14 protein-coding genes are annotated in these 16028 nt (G+C 47.2%); 6 read left to right on the forward strand and 8 right to left on the reverse strand.

What is annotated here, in order from left to right; translation table 11 throughout:
* From BLL41_RS13900 to BLL41_RS13915, 4 genes are all read left to right on the forward strand, one after another.
* Positions 1–1564 (forward strand): condensation domain-containing protein (locus tag BLL41_RS13900; RefSeq protein ID WP_083428020.1); only part of this gene is annotated, 1564 nt, incomplete at its 5' end.
* A 36-nt stretch (positions 1565–1600) separates the two neighbouring features.
* Positions 1601–5428, forward strand: a complete 3828-nt coding sequence (gene srfAC / locus BLL41_RS13905) for a surfactin non-ribosomal peptide synthetase SrfAC (RefSeq protein WP_071578310.1) — start codon at positions 1601–1603, stop codon at positions 5426–5428.
* A gap of 28 nt (positions 5429–5456) precedes the next feature.
* Positions 5457–6185: a surfactin biosynthesis thioesterase SrfAD gene (gene srfAD / locus BLL41_RS13910; RefSeq protein WP_071578311.1), complete on the forward strand. Its 729-nt coding sequence runs from the start codon at positions 5457–5459 to the stop codon at positions 6183–6185.
* 101 nt (positions 6186–6286) lie between these two features.
* Positions 6287–7513: an MFS transporter gene (locus BLL41_RS13915; protein ID WP_071578312.1), complete on the forward strand. Its 1227-nt coding sequence runs from the start codon at positions 6287–6289 to the stop codon at positions 7511–7513.
* A 14-nt stretch (positions 7514–7527) separates the two neighbouring features.
* Here the strand turns inward: BLL41_RS13915 and BLL41_RS13920 are convergent, their stop codons facing one another.
* Together BLL41_RS13920 and BLL41_RS13925 are read right to left on the reverse strand one after the other, a co-directional pair.
* The gene (locus BLL41_RS13920; RefSeq protein WP_071578313.1) at positions 7528–8085 is read right to left on the reverse strand and encodes a YcxB family protein; all 558 of its coding nucleotides are present in this window, start codon (positions 8083–8085) and stop codon (positions 7528–7530) included.
* 53 nt (positions 8086–8138) lie between these two features.
* Positions 8139–9077 carry a DMT family transporter gene (locus BLL41_RS13925; protein ID WP_071578314.1) on the reverse strand — a complete coding sequence of 313 codons (939 nt, stop codon included), beginning with the start codon at positions 9075–9077 and terminating at the stop codon, positions 8139–8141.
* 126 nt (positions 9078–9203) lie between these two features.
* Between BLL41_RS13925 and BLL41_RS13930 the strand changes: the two genes are divergently transcribed.
* A complete protein-coding gene (locus tag BLL41_RS13930; protein ID WP_071578315.1) occupies positions 9204–10538 on the forward strand; it encodes an aminotransferase-like domain-containing protein in 1335 nt (444 codons plus the stop codon).
* Here BLL41_RS13930 and BLL41_RS13935 read toward each other — a convergent pair.
* From BLL41_RS13935 to bsdA, 6 genes are all read right to left on the reverse strand, one after another.
* Positions 10533–11207 carry a 4'-phosphopantetheinyl transferase family protein gene (locus BLL41_RS13935; RefSeq protein WP_071578316.1) on the reverse strand — a complete coding sequence of 225 codons (675 nt, stop codon included), beginning with the start codon at positions 11205–11207 and terminating at the stop codon, positions 10533–10535. The two genes, BLL41_RS13930 and BLL41_RS13935, sit on opposite strands and share 6 nt — an antisense overlap.
* A 103-nt stretch (positions 11208–11310) precedes the next feature.
* Positions 11311–11958: a YczE/YyaS/YitT family protein gene (locus tag BLL41_RS13940; protein ID WP_071578317.1), complete on the reverse strand. Its 648-nt coding sequence runs from the start codon at positions 11956–11958 to the stop codon at positions 11311–11313.
* A gap of 123 nt (positions 11959–12081) precedes the next feature.
* Positions 12082–12825 (reverse strand): cystine ABC transporter ATP-binding protein TcyC, encoded by a 744-nt coding sequence (tcyC, locus tag BLL41_RS13945; protein ID WP_071578318.1) that lies wholly within the window; start codon positions 12823–12825, stop codon positions 12082–12084.
* 13 nt (positions 12826–12838) lie between these two features.
* Positions 12839–13543 (reverse strand): cystine ABC transporter permease TcyB, encoded by a 705-nt coding sequence (tcyB, locus tag BLL41_RS13950; RefSeq protein WP_003234541.1) that lies wholly within the window; start codon positions 13541–13543, stop codon positions 12839–12841.
* Positions 13530–14336 carry a cystine ABC transporter substrate-binding lipoprotein TcyA gene (gene tcyA / locus BLL41_RS13955; protein WP_071578319.1) on the reverse strand — a complete coding sequence of 269 codons (807 nt, stop codon included), beginning with the start codon at positions 14334–14336 and terminating at the stop codon, positions 13530–13532. Before tcyA ends, tcyB begins: the two co-directional genes overlap by 14 nt.
* Before the next feature lie 115 nt (positions 14337–14451).
* Positions 14452–15324 carry a transcriptional regulator BsdA gene (bsdA, locus tag BLL41_RS13960; protein ID WP_069839841.1) on the reverse strand — a complete coding sequence of 291 codons (873 nt, stop codon included), beginning with the start codon at positions 15322–15324 and terminating at the stop codon, positions 14452–14454.
* An 89-nt stretch (positions 15325–15413) separates the two neighbouring features.
* Here bsdA and BLL41_RS13965 point away from each other — a divergent pair, with 89 nt between their 5' ends.
* Positions 15414–16028, forward strand: coding sequence for a non-oxidative hydroxyarylic acid decarboxylases subunit B (locus BLL41_RS13965; protein WP_071578320.1), 615 nt, complete (start codon positions 15414–15416; stop codon positions 16026–16028).

The raw sequence follows: 16028 nt of genomic DNA on the forward strand, positions 1-16028 counted from the left end.
CTCGCTTGGCGGAGATTCCATCAAAGGAATTCAAATGGCGAGCCGCTTGAACCAGCACGGCTGGAAGCTGGAAATGAAAGATCTCTTCCAGCACCCGACGATCGAGGAGCTGACCCACTACGTAGAGTGTGCCGAAGGCAAACAGGCAGACCAAGGTCCGGTGGAGGGCGAAGTCATCCTGACGCCGATCCAGCGCTGGTTCTTTGAAAAGAACTTCACGAACAAGCACCACTGGAACCAATCGGTGATGCTTCACGCCAAGAAAGGCTTTGATCCTGAACGGGTGGAGAAAACATTGCAGGCGCTGATCCAGCATCATGACGCGCTTCGTATGGTTTACCGTGAGGAAAACGGGGACATCATTCAGACGTATCAACCGATCGGTGAGAGCAAGGTAAGTTTCGAAATCGTGGATCTGTACGGCTCTGATGAAGAGATGCTGAAAAAACAGATTAAGATTCTGGCGAACAGGCTGCAAAGCAGTATCGATCTGCAAAACGGGCCGCTTCTAAAGGCGGAGCAATACCGTACGGAAGCTGGGGATCACCTGCTCATCGCTGTACACCATCTCGTGGTCGACGGTGTGTCATGGCGGATTTTGCTTGAAGATTTTGCTTCAGGCTACATGCAGGCTGAAAGAGCAGAGAGCATTGTCTTCCCGCAAAAAACAAACTCCTTCAAGGACTGGGCGGAAGAACTGGCGGCATTCAGCGAATCAGCGCATCTTTTACAGCAGGCTGAATACTGGTCGCAAATTGCCGCTGAACAGGTTTCTCCTTTACCGAAGGATTGTGAAACAGAGCAGCGGATCGTCAAGGATACATCATCCGTCCTATGTGAATTAACGGAAGAAGACACTAAGCATCTTTTAACAGATGTTCATCAGCCATATGGAACTGAAATCAACGATATTCTTCTCAGCGCGCTCGGTTTGACAATGAAAGAATGGACAGACGGTGGCAAAATCGGCATTAATCTTGAGGGGCACGGCCGGGAGGATATCATTCCGAATGTGAATATCTCCAGAACGGTCGGCTGGTTTACGGCACAATACCCTGTTGTGCTCGACATGTCTGAAGCAGATGCCTCAGCTGTGATCAAAACAGTCAAAGAAAACCTGCGCCGCATTCCGGACAAAGGTGTTGGCTACGGCATTCTTCGTTATTTCACAGAAACAGCTGAAACAAAGGGCTTCACACCGGAGATCAGCTTCAACTATTTGGGCCAATTCGACAGTGAAGTCAAAACCGATTTCTTTGAACCGTCCGCTTTCGATATGGGGCGCCAAGTAAGCGGAGAATCAGAGGCGCTGTACGCATTAAGCTTCAGCGGCATGATCAGAAACGGCCGGTTTGTGCTTTCCTGCTCCTACAATAAAAAGGAGTTTGAAAGAGCCACGATTGAAGAGCGAATGGAACGGTTTAAAGAAAACCTTCTGATGCTGATCCGCCATTGCACGGAAAAAGAAGACAAGGAATTTACGCCAAGCGACTTTAGCGCCGAAGACCTTGAAATGGACGAGATGGGAGATATCTTTGACATGCTTGAGGAGAATTTAAAATAAAACGCATGGGAATTACAGAAGGCGGGAGCGAAACATATGAGTCAATTTAGCAAGGATCAGGTTCAAGATATGTATTACCTATCGCCGATGCAGGAGGGGATGCTGTTTCATACCATCCTGAATCCCGGCCAAAGCTTTTACCTTGAACAAATCACGATGAAAGTAAAAGGCAGTTTGAATATCAAATGCCTTGAAGAAAGCATGAATGTGATCATGGACCGGTACGATGTATTTCGTACCGTGTTCATTCACGAAAAAGTAAAAAGACCTGTCCAAGTCGTATTGAAAAAACGGCAGTTTCATATAGAAGAAATCGATCTGACACATGTAACGGACAGCGAGCAAACAGCCAAAATCAATGAATACAAGGAACAGGATAAGATCAGAGGCTTTGATTTGACGCGGGATATCCCAATGCGGGCAGCTGTTTTCAAAAAAGCTGAAGATAGCTTTGAATGGGTGTGGAGCTACCACCACATTATTTTGGACGGATGGTGCTTCGGCATCGTCGTACAGGATCTATTTAAAGTCTACAATGCTCTGCGCGAACAAAAGCCGTACAGCCTGCCGCCAGTCAAACCGTATAAAGATTATATCAAGTGGCTTGAAAAGCAGGATAAACACGCATCACTGTGTTACTGGCGCGAGTACTTAGAGGATGTTGAAGGACAAACGACGTTTGCGGAGCAAAGAAAGAAACAAAAGGACGGCTATGAGCCGAAAGAGCTGCTCTTTTCATTGCCGAAGGCGGAAACAAAGGCCTTTACCGAGCTTGCAAAATCGCAGCATACCACTTTAAGCACGGCGCTGCAGGCAGTCTGGAGCGTATTGATCAGCCGCTATCAGCAGTCTGGTGATTTAACTTTCGGTACAGTCGTTTCCGGGCGTCCCGCGGAAATCAAAGGCGTTGAACATATGGTCGGGCTGTTTATCAACGTTGTCCCGAGACGTGTGAAGCTGTCTAAGGATATCACCTTTACCGGCTTGCTCAAGCAGCTGCAGGAGCAATCGCTGCAGTCCGAGCCGCATCAATATGTGCCGCTTTATGACATCCAAAGCCAGGCCGATCAGCCGAAACTAATTGACCACATCATTGTTTTTGAGAACTATCCGCTGCAGGATGCGAAAAATGAAGAAAGCAGTGAAAACGGCTTTGATATGGTGGATGTTCATGTGTTTGAGAAGTCGAATTATGATCTCAACCTGATGGCTTCTCCAGGTGAAGAGATGCTGATTAAGCTTGCTTATAATGAGAATGTGTTTGATGAGGCGTTTATCCTGCGCTTGAAATCTCAGCTTCTCACAGCAATTCAGCAGCTCGTCCATAATCCGGATCAGCCTGTCAGCACGATCAACCTCGTTGACGACAGGGAGAGAGAATTTTTGCTTACCGGCTTAAACCCGCCGGCTCAAACTCATGAGACAAAGCCTCTGACCGATTGGTTTAAGGAAGCGGTGAATATCAATCCGAATGCGCCGGCGCTAACGTATTCCGGCCAGACCCTGTCTTATCGCGAATTAGATCAGGAAGCGAACCGCCTTGCGCACCGTTTGCAAAAACATGGTATGGGCAAAGGCTCCGTTGTAGCGCTGTACACGAAGCGCTCACTTGAACTGGTGATCGGCATTCTCGGTGTATTAAAGGCGGGAGCAGCTTATCTGCCGGTTGATCCGAAGCTGCCAGAGGACCGAATCTCGTATATGCTGGCTGACAGTGCCGCAGCCTGTCTGCTGACACATCAGGAGATGAAAGAACAAGCGGCTCAGCTGCCGTATACAGGTACAACGCTCGTCATCGATGATCAAACACGGTTTGAGGAACAGGAAAGCGATTCTGCCACCGCGATAGATCCCGATGATCCGGCATATATCATGTACACGTCCGGCACAACCGGAAAGCCGAAGGGCAATATGACCACTCATGCCAATATTCAAGGGTTGGTCAAGCATGTAGACTACATGGCATTTTCTGAAAAAGATACGTTCTTATCTGTTTCGAATTACGCCTTCGATGCATTTACCTTTGATTTCTACGCTTCCATACTGAATGCGGCACGGCTCATTATCGCAGATGAGCATACGCTGCTTGATACAGAGCGGCTCACTGATCTGATCAAGCAGGAGAATGTCAATGTCATGTTTGCGACAACCGCACTATTTAATCTTCTCACAGATGTGGGAGAGGATTGGATGAAGGGGCTTCGCTGTGTATTATTCGGCGGAGAGCGCGCGTCTGTGCCGCATGTCAGGAAAGCGCTGCGGGTCATGGGGCCGGGCAAGCTGATTAACTGCTACGGGCCGACTGAGGGAACAGTGTTTGCGACTGCTCACGTCGTGCATGATATACCGGATTCCATCTCCTCATTGCCAATCGGAAAGCCGATCAGCAATGCCAGTGTTTATATTCTGAATGAGCAAAGCCAGCTCCAGCCATTCGGGGCGGTCGGTGAACTGTGCATCAGCGGAATGGGCGTGTCAAAAGGGTATGTAAATCGTGCTGACCTCACGAAGCAAAAGTTTATCAAGAACCCGTTTAAGCCGGGAGAAACACTTTACCGCACAGGGGATTTAGCACGCTGGCTGCCGGATGGAACGATTGAATACGCCGGCCGTATTGACGACCAGGTCAAAATACGGGGACATCGGATTGAGCTTGAAGAAATTGAAAAGCAGCTGCAGGAATACCCGGGTGTGAAAGATGCGGTCGTTGTTGTGGACTGCCCTGAGTCTGGCGATGCATCAATCAACGCATACCTGGTGAACCGGACGCAGCTTTCAGCTGAAGACATAAAGGCGCACCTGAAAAAACAGCTCCCTGCTTACATGGTGCCGCAAACCTTTACTTTCTTGGATGAGCTTCCTTTAACGACAAACGGGAAAGTCAATAAACGGCTGCTGCCAAAACCTGATCAGGATCAGCTGGCGGAAGAATGGATCAGACCGCGCAACGAGATGGAAGAAACAATCGTACAAATCTGGTCTGAGGTTCTCGGCAGAAAACAAGTCGGCATTCATGACGATTTCTTTGTGCTCGGAGGACATTCCTTGAAGGCAATGACTGCCGCCTCTCGCATCAAGAAGGAGCTCGGAATTGATCTTCCGGTAAAGGTTTTGTTTGAAGCGCCAACAATAGCCGGTATTTCAGCGTTTTTGAAAAACGGGGGCTCAGATGGATTGCAGGATGTAACGATAATGAATCCCGATCAGGAGCAAATTATTTTCGCATTTCCTCCAGTCTTGGGGTATGGCCTCGTGTACCAAAATCTGGCCACCCGCTTGCCGTCATACAAGCTGTGCGCCTTTGACTTCATTGAGGAAGAAAATCGCCTTGACCGCTATGCGGATTTGATCCAGAAGCTTCAGCCGGAAGGGGATTTGACTTTGTTTGGATATTCAGCAGGATGCAGCCTGGCGTTTGAAGCTGCCAAAAAGCTTGAGGAACAAGGCCGTATTGTTCAGCGGATCATCATGGTGGATTCCTATAAAAAACAAGGTGTCAGTGATCTGGACGGACGCACGGTTGAAAGTGATGTCGAAGCGTTGATGAATGTCAACCGGGACAATGAAGCGCTCAACAGCGAAGCCGTCAAACAAGGACTTAAGCAAAAAACACACGCCTTTTACTCATACTACGTCAGCCTGATCAGCACAGGCAAGGTGAAAGCAGAGATTGATCTGCTGACTTCAGGCACTGATTTTGACATGCCGGAATGGCTTGCATCATGGGAAGAGGCAACAACAGGTGCTTATCGTGTGAAAAGAGGCTTCGGAACACACGCAGAAATGCTGCAGGGCGAAACGCTAGATAGGAATGCCGGAATTTTGCTCGAATTCCTTAATACACAAACCGTAACGGTTTCTTAAATGAAGTGATGAAAGGAGGAGACAGCCAATGAGCCAACTCTTCAAATCGTTTGATGCGTCGGAAAAAACGCAGCTCATCTGTTTTCCGTTTGCCGGCGGCTACTCAGCGTCGTTTCGCCCTCTCCATGCTTTTTTGCAGGGGGAGTGTGAGATGCTTGCCGCTGAGCCGCCGGGACACGGCACGAATCAAACGTCAGCCATTGAGGATCTCGAAGAGCTGACGGATTTGTACAAGCAAGAACTGAACCTTGGCCCTGATCGGCCGTTTGTGCTGTTCGGACACAGTATGGGCGGCATGATCACCTTCAGGCTGGCGCAAAAGCTTGAGCGTGAAGGCATCTTTCCGCAGGCGGTTATCATTTCTGCGATACAGCCGCCGCATATTCAGCGGAAGAAAGTGTCCCATCTGCCTGATGATCAATTCCTTGATCATATTATCAAATTAGGCGGAATGCCCGCAGAGCTTGTTGAAAATAAGGAGGTCATGTCCTTTTTCCTGCCTTCCTTCCGATCGGACTACCGGGCTCTGGAACAATTTGTGCTTCACGATCTGGCTCCGATCCAATCGCCTGTTCATGTCTTTAACGGGCTTGATGATAAAAAATGCATTCGAGATGCGGAAGGGTGGAAGAAGTGGGCAAAAGACATCACATTCCATCAATTTGACGGCGGTCACATGTTCCTGCTGTCACAAACGGAAGAAGTCGCAGAACGGATTTTTGCGATCTTGAATCAGCATCCGATCATTCAATCGTGATCAAAAGCGGACGGCTCAGAGCTGTTCCGCTTTTTTAGTGTTGAATGCCAATTTTTGCATGGTATAATAGTCGAAATACTCAAATAAAGGCAGGTCAAAACATGCGCACGTCTCCCAGGATGAAATGGTTTGTATTGCTGTTTACGTTTGTTTTCGCCATCGGAATGAACTCATTCAGAAACTCGTTTCAATTTTTTATGCTTCCAATGGCGGATGCTTTCCATGCCGACAGGTCGCTGATCTCGGTTTCTGTCAGCATTTTTATGATCACAACCGGCATCGTCCAGTTTTTTGTCGGTTTTTTTATTGACCGGTTCAGTGTCAGAAAAATTATGGCGCTGGGAGCTGTTTGCATCAGCGCAAGCTTTTTGGTGCTTCCGTATTCACCAAATGTTCATGTGTTTTCCGCTATTTACGGTGTGCTTGGCGGAATCGGCTATTCCTGTGCTGTCGGCGTGACGACCCAGTATTTCATCAGCCGCTGGTTTGATACGCACAAAGGTCTGGCGCTTGCTATTTTGACTAATGCCAACTCTGCGGGCTTGCTGCTTCTCTCGCCCATTTGGGCCGCGGCACCGTACCATGCCGGCTGGCAGAACACCTATACCATTTTGGGAATCGTCATGGCGGCTGTTCTGCTGCCGCTTCTCGCCTTCGGGATGAAGCACCCGCCACATGCACAAGCGCAGTCAGTGAAAAAATCTTATGACTGGCGGGGATTTTGGAACGTGATGAAGCAGTCCCGCCTCATTCATATCCTGTACTTCGGGGTGTTTACTTGCGGATTTACGATGGGAATCATTGATGCTCACCTCGTCCCGATACTGAAGGATGCGCATGTCTCTCAAGTCAACGGAATGATGGCCGCGTTCGGGGCGTTTATTATCATTGGCGGATTATTGGCGGGCTGGCTGTCAGATCTCCTCGGCAGCAGAAGCGTCATGCTATCCATCTTATTTTTCATTCGGCTGCTCAGCCTGATTTGCCTGCTCATCCCCATTCTCGGAATTCATCACAGCGAACTTTGGTACTTTAGCTTTATCCTGTTATTTGGACTCAGTTACACAGGCGTGATCCCGCTGACCGCGGCGTCAATTTCAGAAAGCTATCAAACAGGATTGATCGGCTCGCTGTTAGGCATCAATTTCTTTATCCATCAGGTTGCCGGGGCTCTCAGTGTGTATGCGGGCGGTTTGTTTTTTGACATGACTCATGATTATCTGCTGATTGTTGCTGTGTGTATCGTGTTTGTGGGTGTATCGGCTGTAATAGAGCTTGTGCCGTTTTTCAATAAACAAAAGGCAAAAGAAACCCATCAATCAATATAAAAGGACCGGCACTGTCAATGCCGATCCTTTTTAAATTTGAGTTTTTTTGTTTCGGTATTTTTAAGGATAATCCCCTTGAATCTGTTCATCTCCTCTTCGGAGTGGAAAAAATGTTTTGGTATCGCAATATATTGGCTGCTGGATGTATTGATCCGAAAGATATTCCTATATTCGAAAACAGCTGTGATTTCATTCCAATTAAAAATGAGGTTATATTTTTTAGAACTTATACGGATTCCTTCGTGATTGAGGGTATATGTTCTTTTGGATTTTATCCGTTCGTTCTTCTTGTATGCTCTGGAAAACTTCATATATAGAAGAAGGAGGAGCAGCAGTGTAAACAGAACTGACATCACGATAATCAACATACTGTTCATAAACAAGTTAAGCGCGTCACTGCCATAAACGATACGGGGCCATCCGTTAATGAAGTTAACTGAAGCAAATATGGCGCAAAACAACAGAAAGTAAAAGCATGACATTTTTCCGATTTGATAAAAAAAGATTTCTCTTACATCCTTAAAAGTGATTTCTCCTGGAAGATTGATACTTTCACTAGCATATTGAATCATACGGTAAACCTACACCTCTAACCACGTTTTTCCTTTCAGTCTAGCATAATTTCTCATTTTTTTGCAGGCATACCAGGGTGCTTTGTTTTTTTCTGCAGATTGGTATTGCTCCCCAGCACACCAATAATAATAAAAACCGCTCCGGCAAGATGATACCAGGCAAGGCTTTCGTTTAGAATCACGACTCCTGCAATCATTGTCACAATGGTGGACACATGATTAAAAGCGCTCATTTTAAACGCCTCAATCCGTGACAGCGTATAGTTAGACAAGAATGAAGTGACGAGTGAAGACAGCACGCCCAAATATACAATGGCGAGAACAAAGCCGGGTTCCCGGAATGGCTGGAAATAAGTGCTGACAGTACCAGCCGAGCCGTGGCGCACAAGGGCGATGGCGTTGAAGACGACAAAGCCGATGGCAGACATGATGTAGGTAAGCTCGGTCAGCTTGAACCGCTGCGTCATTTTTCTGGCGGCGATATTGTACATCGCTGAAGACAAGGCGGATAATAGAATCAGCAAAGACCCTTTTAAGCTGGCTGATTCCACGTCAACGCCTTTCATCACAAAAATAAACATGACGCCGGCAACAGATAAAACTGTGAACCCCTTTTGCGCCCACGTCGGGCGTTCCCTTAAAACATAAGCGGCAAACACCATCGTGAAAATCGGAATGGCTGCCTGAATAATTCCCGCTTCAGATGAGGACGAGTACACAAGGCCGAATGCCTGAAAGCTGAAAAATAGCGCGGGATACAGCAGGGCGAGCGGCAAAATGGCAATGACGTCCTTTACGCGGATTGAAAGCTTTACCCAGCCGAATAAGACAGGTACAGTGGCCGCAGCAAACGCAATGGTGAACCGGTGTGCCAAAATATCAAACGGCTCTGCTGTTTGCAGCGCGATTTTTATGAATAGAAAGGATAAACCGATAATGAACGAATATAAAACAGCCGCTATATAAGCGGAGGCTTGCTGATGTTTAACCATAATGGGAGGTGCTCCTTTACATGAATTGCAGCGCCGGTCGCTCCCTTTATTGTATGGCCGCGGTCAGAACGGTACAATGAGAAAAACAATGAACTGTACCGGTACAAAACAGGGGGGGGAGAACGCATGGAGAAATATATGAGTCTATTAACGAGGATAGAGGAGATGATGCAAAGCACCGCCTATCAAGAAGGAGACAGGCTTCCATCTATCCGTCAGCTGTCCGCCCGCTGCCAAGTCAGCAAAAGCACAGTAATCCGCGCGTTGCAGGAGCTGGAAAAGCGCCACCTTATCTATTCCGTTCCGAAAAGCGGCTATTATATTGTGAAAAAGACGGAGAAATCAAAAAGCGGGCAGCCTGGCCCCATCGACTTTGCCACATCTGCGCCGGATCCCGATGTGTTTCCGTATCTTGATTTTCAGCACTGCATCAACAAAGCGATTGATACATACAAAAACGATTTGTTTATTTATGGGACGCCAAAGGGGCTTCCATCACTCATCCGCGTACTCCGAAAGCTCCTGGCCAATCAGCAGGTATTTGCGGATGAACGGCATATTTTCATTACATCAGGTGTCCAGCAGGCGTTATCCTTGCTTTGTGCCATGCCGTTTCCAAATGGGAAAGAGAAGATCGCCATTGAACAGCCGGGCTACCATTTGATGGTCGAACAGCTTGAGACGCTTGGGATTCCCGCCATCGGGGTGAAACGAACGGAAGAGGGGCTTGATATAGCTGAGGTTGAGCGGTTATTTCAAACAGAATCGATTAAATTTTTTTATACGATGCCCCGCTTCCATAACCCGCTTGGCTGCTCTTTGTCAGAGCGTGATAAACAGGAGCTTGTGAGACTGTCAGAAGCGTATGATGTCTATCTCGTTGAGGATGATTACCTCGGTGATCTGGAGGAAAATAAAAAGGCAGATCCGCTGTACGCATATGATCTGTCCTCACATGTCATCTATTTGAAAAGCTTCTCGAAAATGATGTTTCCCGGCCTTCGCGTGGGGGCGGCTGTTTTGCCCGAAGCACTGACTGACACGTTCTATGCGTACAAAAAGCTGAACGACATCGACTGTTCGATGATTTCTCAAGCAGCATTGGAGATTTACCTGAAAAGCGGTATGTACGGCAGGCATAAGGAGAAAATCAAAGATTCCTATAAGGAGCGATCACTGAGGCTTCATCAAGCCATTCGAACTCACAGGCAGCTGGGAAGCGGACGCTTTAGGTTCTCCAGCGGGCAGGCACCCTGCATGCACACCCACCTGGTGCTTCATTGGGATCTGCCCGCCTCAAGAGTGATTCAAAGGCTGAAAAAACAAGGGGTTCACCTTGAGGCGATAGACCGTCATTATTTATCAGGTTATCAAAAAGAAAATCTATTAAAAATCAATATATCCAATGTGAAAACGGAAGATATTGATCGCGGTGTCAAGCTGTTGATGAGCCATTTATAAAAGCGCTTCGTACGGGACCATTGTGATATCCTCAGGGAAATCAGGGTGCGCGGCGCATACAGCCATTTTGTAGCCGGGATCGACATCATACGTTTTAATATAGCAGGAGGAATGGCTGTCCGGAAGCTCAATGGATACTTCTCCGTCCTGATGCAGGCGCACTGAAAAGGAATCAAGCGGAAGCGATAAGCCTTTGCCTTCCTGTTTGATAAAGCTTTCTTTCATTGACCATAGATGATAAAAATAGTCTGTCTGCTCGTCCTTGTTTTTGGCTAAAAGATCGCTGTACTCTGTTTTTGAAAAGAAGCGCTTTGCGATCTCAAGGCTGATTGGTTTCGTTTTTTCAATATCTATGCCGATCGGCTGAGAATCAAACGCGCAAACGACCCAGTGGCCGGAGTGGGAAATGTTGAAATGAGTGTCAGGCAAATCAGGGATGCATGGCTTTCCGTATTCCTGCGTGCTGAAGCGGATAGCGGCTTTGTCCAACTGGTGCTGCCTGCTGACGACTGAGCGAACGAGCACGTCTCCCAGCAGGGTGCGGTGTGCATCTTCTTTATGATAAAATCTCCGGCATTTCTCCCGTTTTTCAGGCGATATGAAAGACATGAACCGTTCAGTTTCTTCCTGTGAAAGCGGGCGGTCCATATAAATTCCGTAAATCTTCATTCTAGGTCCTCCGTCTGCAAAAGATTGTCAAAACCATCCTATCATACATCAACAAGACTCATATAGAGGAGAAAATAAAAAACAAAGCCAAGACGGCTTTGTTTTAGTGTACAGGCGGAGATGCTTTTACAGCGGCTGTCCGCCTTGCCACGGCATAATTCAGCAGCTGGATTGACTGGGGCAATGAAAAGCGCAAAATAAGTCCGGTGAAGATGGCGGTCAAAATGGTGCCAAAACCGATCGGGCCGCCCATGCCCCATGCCGCAAACAAAATTGTTATTTCCATGCCATTCCGCACCCATTGCACATTCCAGCCGGTTTTTTCTGTAATCAGCATCATCAGTGAATCACGCGGTCCCGCGCCAAGGCCTGCTGATACATAAACACCGACGCCGTAACCGATCAGTACCACGCCGAGAGAGAAGACGATGACCGAACCTGTGTAGGTCGAGGGGGCAGGCAGAATGAAATTGAAAAAATCTATAAATACACCAATGAGCACCATATTCAGGATGGCCCCAATTTTCGGCCAAGCCCTCGTAAACAATGACGTGAATCCGACGATGAGCGCTCCAATAATGATGGACCACTGGCCGACGGTAAGCCCGAAGTGCTGAAACAGGCTGTAATGAAATGCATCCCACGGACTAATGCCGAGTGCTTTTCCTTCTATCGTCAGGGATACACCAAAAGCCAAAATGATCAAACCGGCAAAATAAAATGTCCAGCGCAGAACAAGTTCTTGCTTCACGTGAGGTCCCTTCTTTCGTAAAAATCAGTCGATTGTCATTGTAGCACATCTGACAGAAGGGCGGAATAGGCGGAAGGGGCTCAACAAAAAAACAGGGCTGCCGCAGGCGCCCTGTTTTTCTTATTACAGCGGGTTCAAAATCCGGTTCAAGAACCGCTGTGTCCGTTCTTCTTTTGGGGCGGAGAAAATTTGCTCCGGCGGTCCCTGCTCCACGATAACACCGCCGTCGATGAAGATGACTTCATCGGCAACCTCCTGCGCGAACTTGATTTCGTGGGTCACCACGACCATGGTCCAGCCTTCATTGGCCAAGTCCTTGATAACCTTCAGCACCTCTCCGACGAGCTCCGGATCAAGCGCTGAGGTCGGTTCGTCAAACAGCATGAGCTCAGGCTGAATCGCCAGTGCGCGTGCGATGCCGACGCGCTGTTGCTGGCCGCCGGAAAGCTGGAACGGATATAAATCCATTTTGTCCTTCAATCCGACTTTATCAAGAAGCTGGATCGCTTCTTTTCTGACTTCCTCTTTGTTCCGTTTTTGCACCTGCACAGGGCCCTCCATTACGTTTTCGAGGGCTGTGCGGTGCGGGAACAGGTGATACGCCTGAAATACCATTCCGGATTTTCGGCGAAGCTTTAGAATATCCGCCTGTTTCACCTTTTTGGAGAAATCGATGGAGAAATCATCAAATGCAAGCTCTCCGCGATTCGGGATCTCCAGTGCGTTCAGGCAGCGGAGCAGCGTCGTTTTCCCTGAACCTGAAGGCCCAAGTATGGCGATGACTTTTCCTTTTTCAATCTTCATATCTATCTTTTTTAAAATTTCATTTTCACCGAATGATTTGTTTAATCCTTTAATGGTAAGCATACTCGGAACCTCCTTATTTGGCCACGTAGCGGTCAAGACGCCGTTCGATGACATGCTGGACGAGTGAAAGCAGGAAGCAGATAATCCAATAAATAAAGGCTGCTTCAATATAGATCACTAAAATTTGATCAAGATTCCGCGCGCCGATTTCCTGGGCTTTTCTGAACAGCTCAGCGACCAGAATTTGAGAGGCGAGGGATGTATCTTTAATCAGGCTGATAAAGGTATTGGATAATGGCGGGATCGACACACGAAACGCCTGCGGCAGTATGACGCGGAACAGCGTTTTTTGATGTGTCATGCCGATTGTGTAGCCGGCTTCCCATTGCCCTTTCGGCACGGATAAAATAGATGCCCGGATGATTTCAGATGCATAGGCGCCGACGTTTAATGAAAAGGCGATAACTGCGCTTGGGAATGGATCTAATGTGACGTTAAAGGCCGGGAACAGATAGAAAATGATGAACAATTGAACGAGAAGAGGAGTGCCGCGTATTGCGGATACGTATACGCTGAACACCCATCTCAAAGGTCTCACTTTCGACATTCTGGCAAGCGCCGTAATCAGCGCCAGGATCATTCCAAATATAAAGGAAAGAATCGTAAGGGGAATCGTATAGTAGATTCCCCCTGAAAGTATCGGCCAGAATGACTGCTGCACCAGATCCCACGGGATCGCCGTGCCAAGCGTCAATGCCGGTAGATTATTTAGAAACATCTTCGCCGAACCATTTTTTAGAAATTTTAGAAAGAGTCCCGTCCTCTTTCATTTCTTTTAATGCTTTGTTGACTTGATCAACAACCTCTCCGCTTCCTTTACGGAACGTGAAATAGGTTGACTGAGGATCACCTGTTTCAAACGCGATTTTCACGTTTTTATTGCCGGATGTTTTTAAGTAGTTCAATACGGCAAGCTTATCGTTGTATGTCATATCGACGCGGCCTTGCTGGATCATTTGAAGGGCCTGCGCCATGCCCTCAACGCCTTCTACTTTAGCGCCGGCATTTGTAGCTAATTTGTTGTAGTTGCTTGTCAGTGATTGAGCTGACGTTTTTCCTTTTACATCTGCTTCAGACTTAATATCGTTGTTGTCTTTTTTCGTCACGACAACGGCTCTTGATGTTGTGTATTTATCTGAGAAATCATATTGATTTTCACGATCTTTTTTTCCGACTTGGTTGGCAACAACGTCAAACCGTTTGGAATTCAGGCCGGCAAACATGCTGTCCCATTGTGTTTCTTTAAAATCGACTTTCAGCCCAAGGCGTTTTGCGACTTCTGTGATGACTTCGACATCATAACCAGTCAGCTTGTCAGTGTCTTTGTCGTGGTAAGTGAACGGCTCATATGTTCCTTCCGTTCCGACTGTGAGCACACCTTTTTTCTTGATTGAAGCCCAAAGATCGCCATCTTTGGCATTATCTTTTGACTGATTGTCATTTCCTGCTCCGCAAGCTGCAAGAGCTGCAATGCTTACGACCATGAATAAAGCCAATAATGCTTTTTTCATCTTATTCCCCACTTTTCTGGTTGATTTTATTGAAATAAAAAATTAGCTTACAAATCTAAAGGATAACTTTTTTTTAGTATGAGTCAAGTATTTGGTTTTCATAAGACAAAATCTTTTAAAATAAATCCAAAAATTGCTGTGCCGGTTTAGGCAAATAACTGTCCGTTCTCCACATGACAGCCGGCGTCATAATGAAGGGATTATTTTCGATATGGACGGTGTGAACGTGATTTCTCATATGAACGGGAATCATTGTGACAGGCAGAATAGACGCGCCAAATCCTGATGACACAAGGCTGAGCAAAGTTGCAGAGTCATGGCATTCACAAACAATGCTCGGCTTCAGGTTCAAACGATGAAATTCATTCATGACCTGATTATAAACGCCTTTTCCGTTGACAGGCCGCAGCAGAATCAGCGGAAACGAAGGAATGTCCTCCATCTTAATGGTGTCTCCGCACGGATATCCGGCTTCATCTGAAAGCACGAGCACACATGGAATGTCATCAAGCTGCTTGAATTGTACTCTGTCACTTTTGATCAGTGTTGTCGTGACCGCCGCATCGATTTGCCGGCTTTCCAGCAGCTCCAACAGTGTCGCAGGCTCATTTTCCCAAATATTAAAGGTGAGATGGGGGTATCTCTCTTTGATCTGTGTTACTTTTTCAAGCATCAGAGCCGCGCAATAAATTGTGGAACCCACGGCAAGCGTGCCGGCTACCTCCTCCTTCAGCTCCTGTACCTCAATGACAGCATCTTCAAACCTATGCAAAATCTCTTTTGCTCTTTTCAGAAAAACAGTTCCTTCATATGTAAGAGTCATTTGTTTTTTCTTGTTCCGATCAAACAGAACAACACCAAGCTCGTCCTCCAGCTGTTTGAGCTGCCTGCTTAAAGGCGGCTGCGCCATGTGAAGCTTTTTGGCTGCGGACGTGATTTTCTGTTCTTGGGCAATGGTAATGAAGTATCGAAGCTGGCGAATGTCCAAAAGAAAGCGCCTCCCTATTATACCTTTTAGGTATTAAATATAGATTTTATAGATATTTTTCATATGGATATATCAGGAGTATGATTGAAATGAAAGCAGAATTCAAGCGTAAAGGAGGGGGCAAAGTGAAACTCGTTGTCGGAATGACAGGGGCAACAGGGGCGATTTTCGGGGTCAGGCTGCTGCAGTGGCTGAAGGCCGCCGGAGTGGAAACCCATCTCGTTGTGTCTCCTTGGGCGAACGTCACGATCAAACACGAAACAGGCTATTCCTTACAAGAAGTAGAACAGCTGGCCACATACACTTACTCACATAAGGACCAGGCGGCGGCCATTTCAAGCGGGTCGTTTGATACCGATGGAATGATCGTCGCGCCGTGCAGCATGAAATCTCTCGCAAGCATTCGCACCGGAATGGCGGATAATCTGCTGACACGTGCGGCGGATGTCATGCTCAAGGAGAGAAAAAAACTCGTCCTCTTAACGAGAGAGACGCCTTTGAACCAAATTCATCTCGAAAATATGCTAGCGCTTACGAAAATGGGTACAATCATTCTTCCTCCGATGCCGGCATTTTATAATCAGCCGAGCAGCTTAGAGGAAATGGTTGACCATATTGTATTTAGAACGTTGGACCAATTCGGCATTCGCCTTCCTGAAGCGAAGCGCTGGAATGGGATTGAAAAACATAAAGGAGGAGCTTGA

It is taken from the genome of Bacillus sp. FMQ74, from assembly GCF_001875785.1.
In the GTDB taxonomy this organism is placed as follows: domain Bacteria; phylum Bacillota; class Bacilli; order Bacillales; family Bacillaceae; genus Bacillus; species Bacillus stercoris.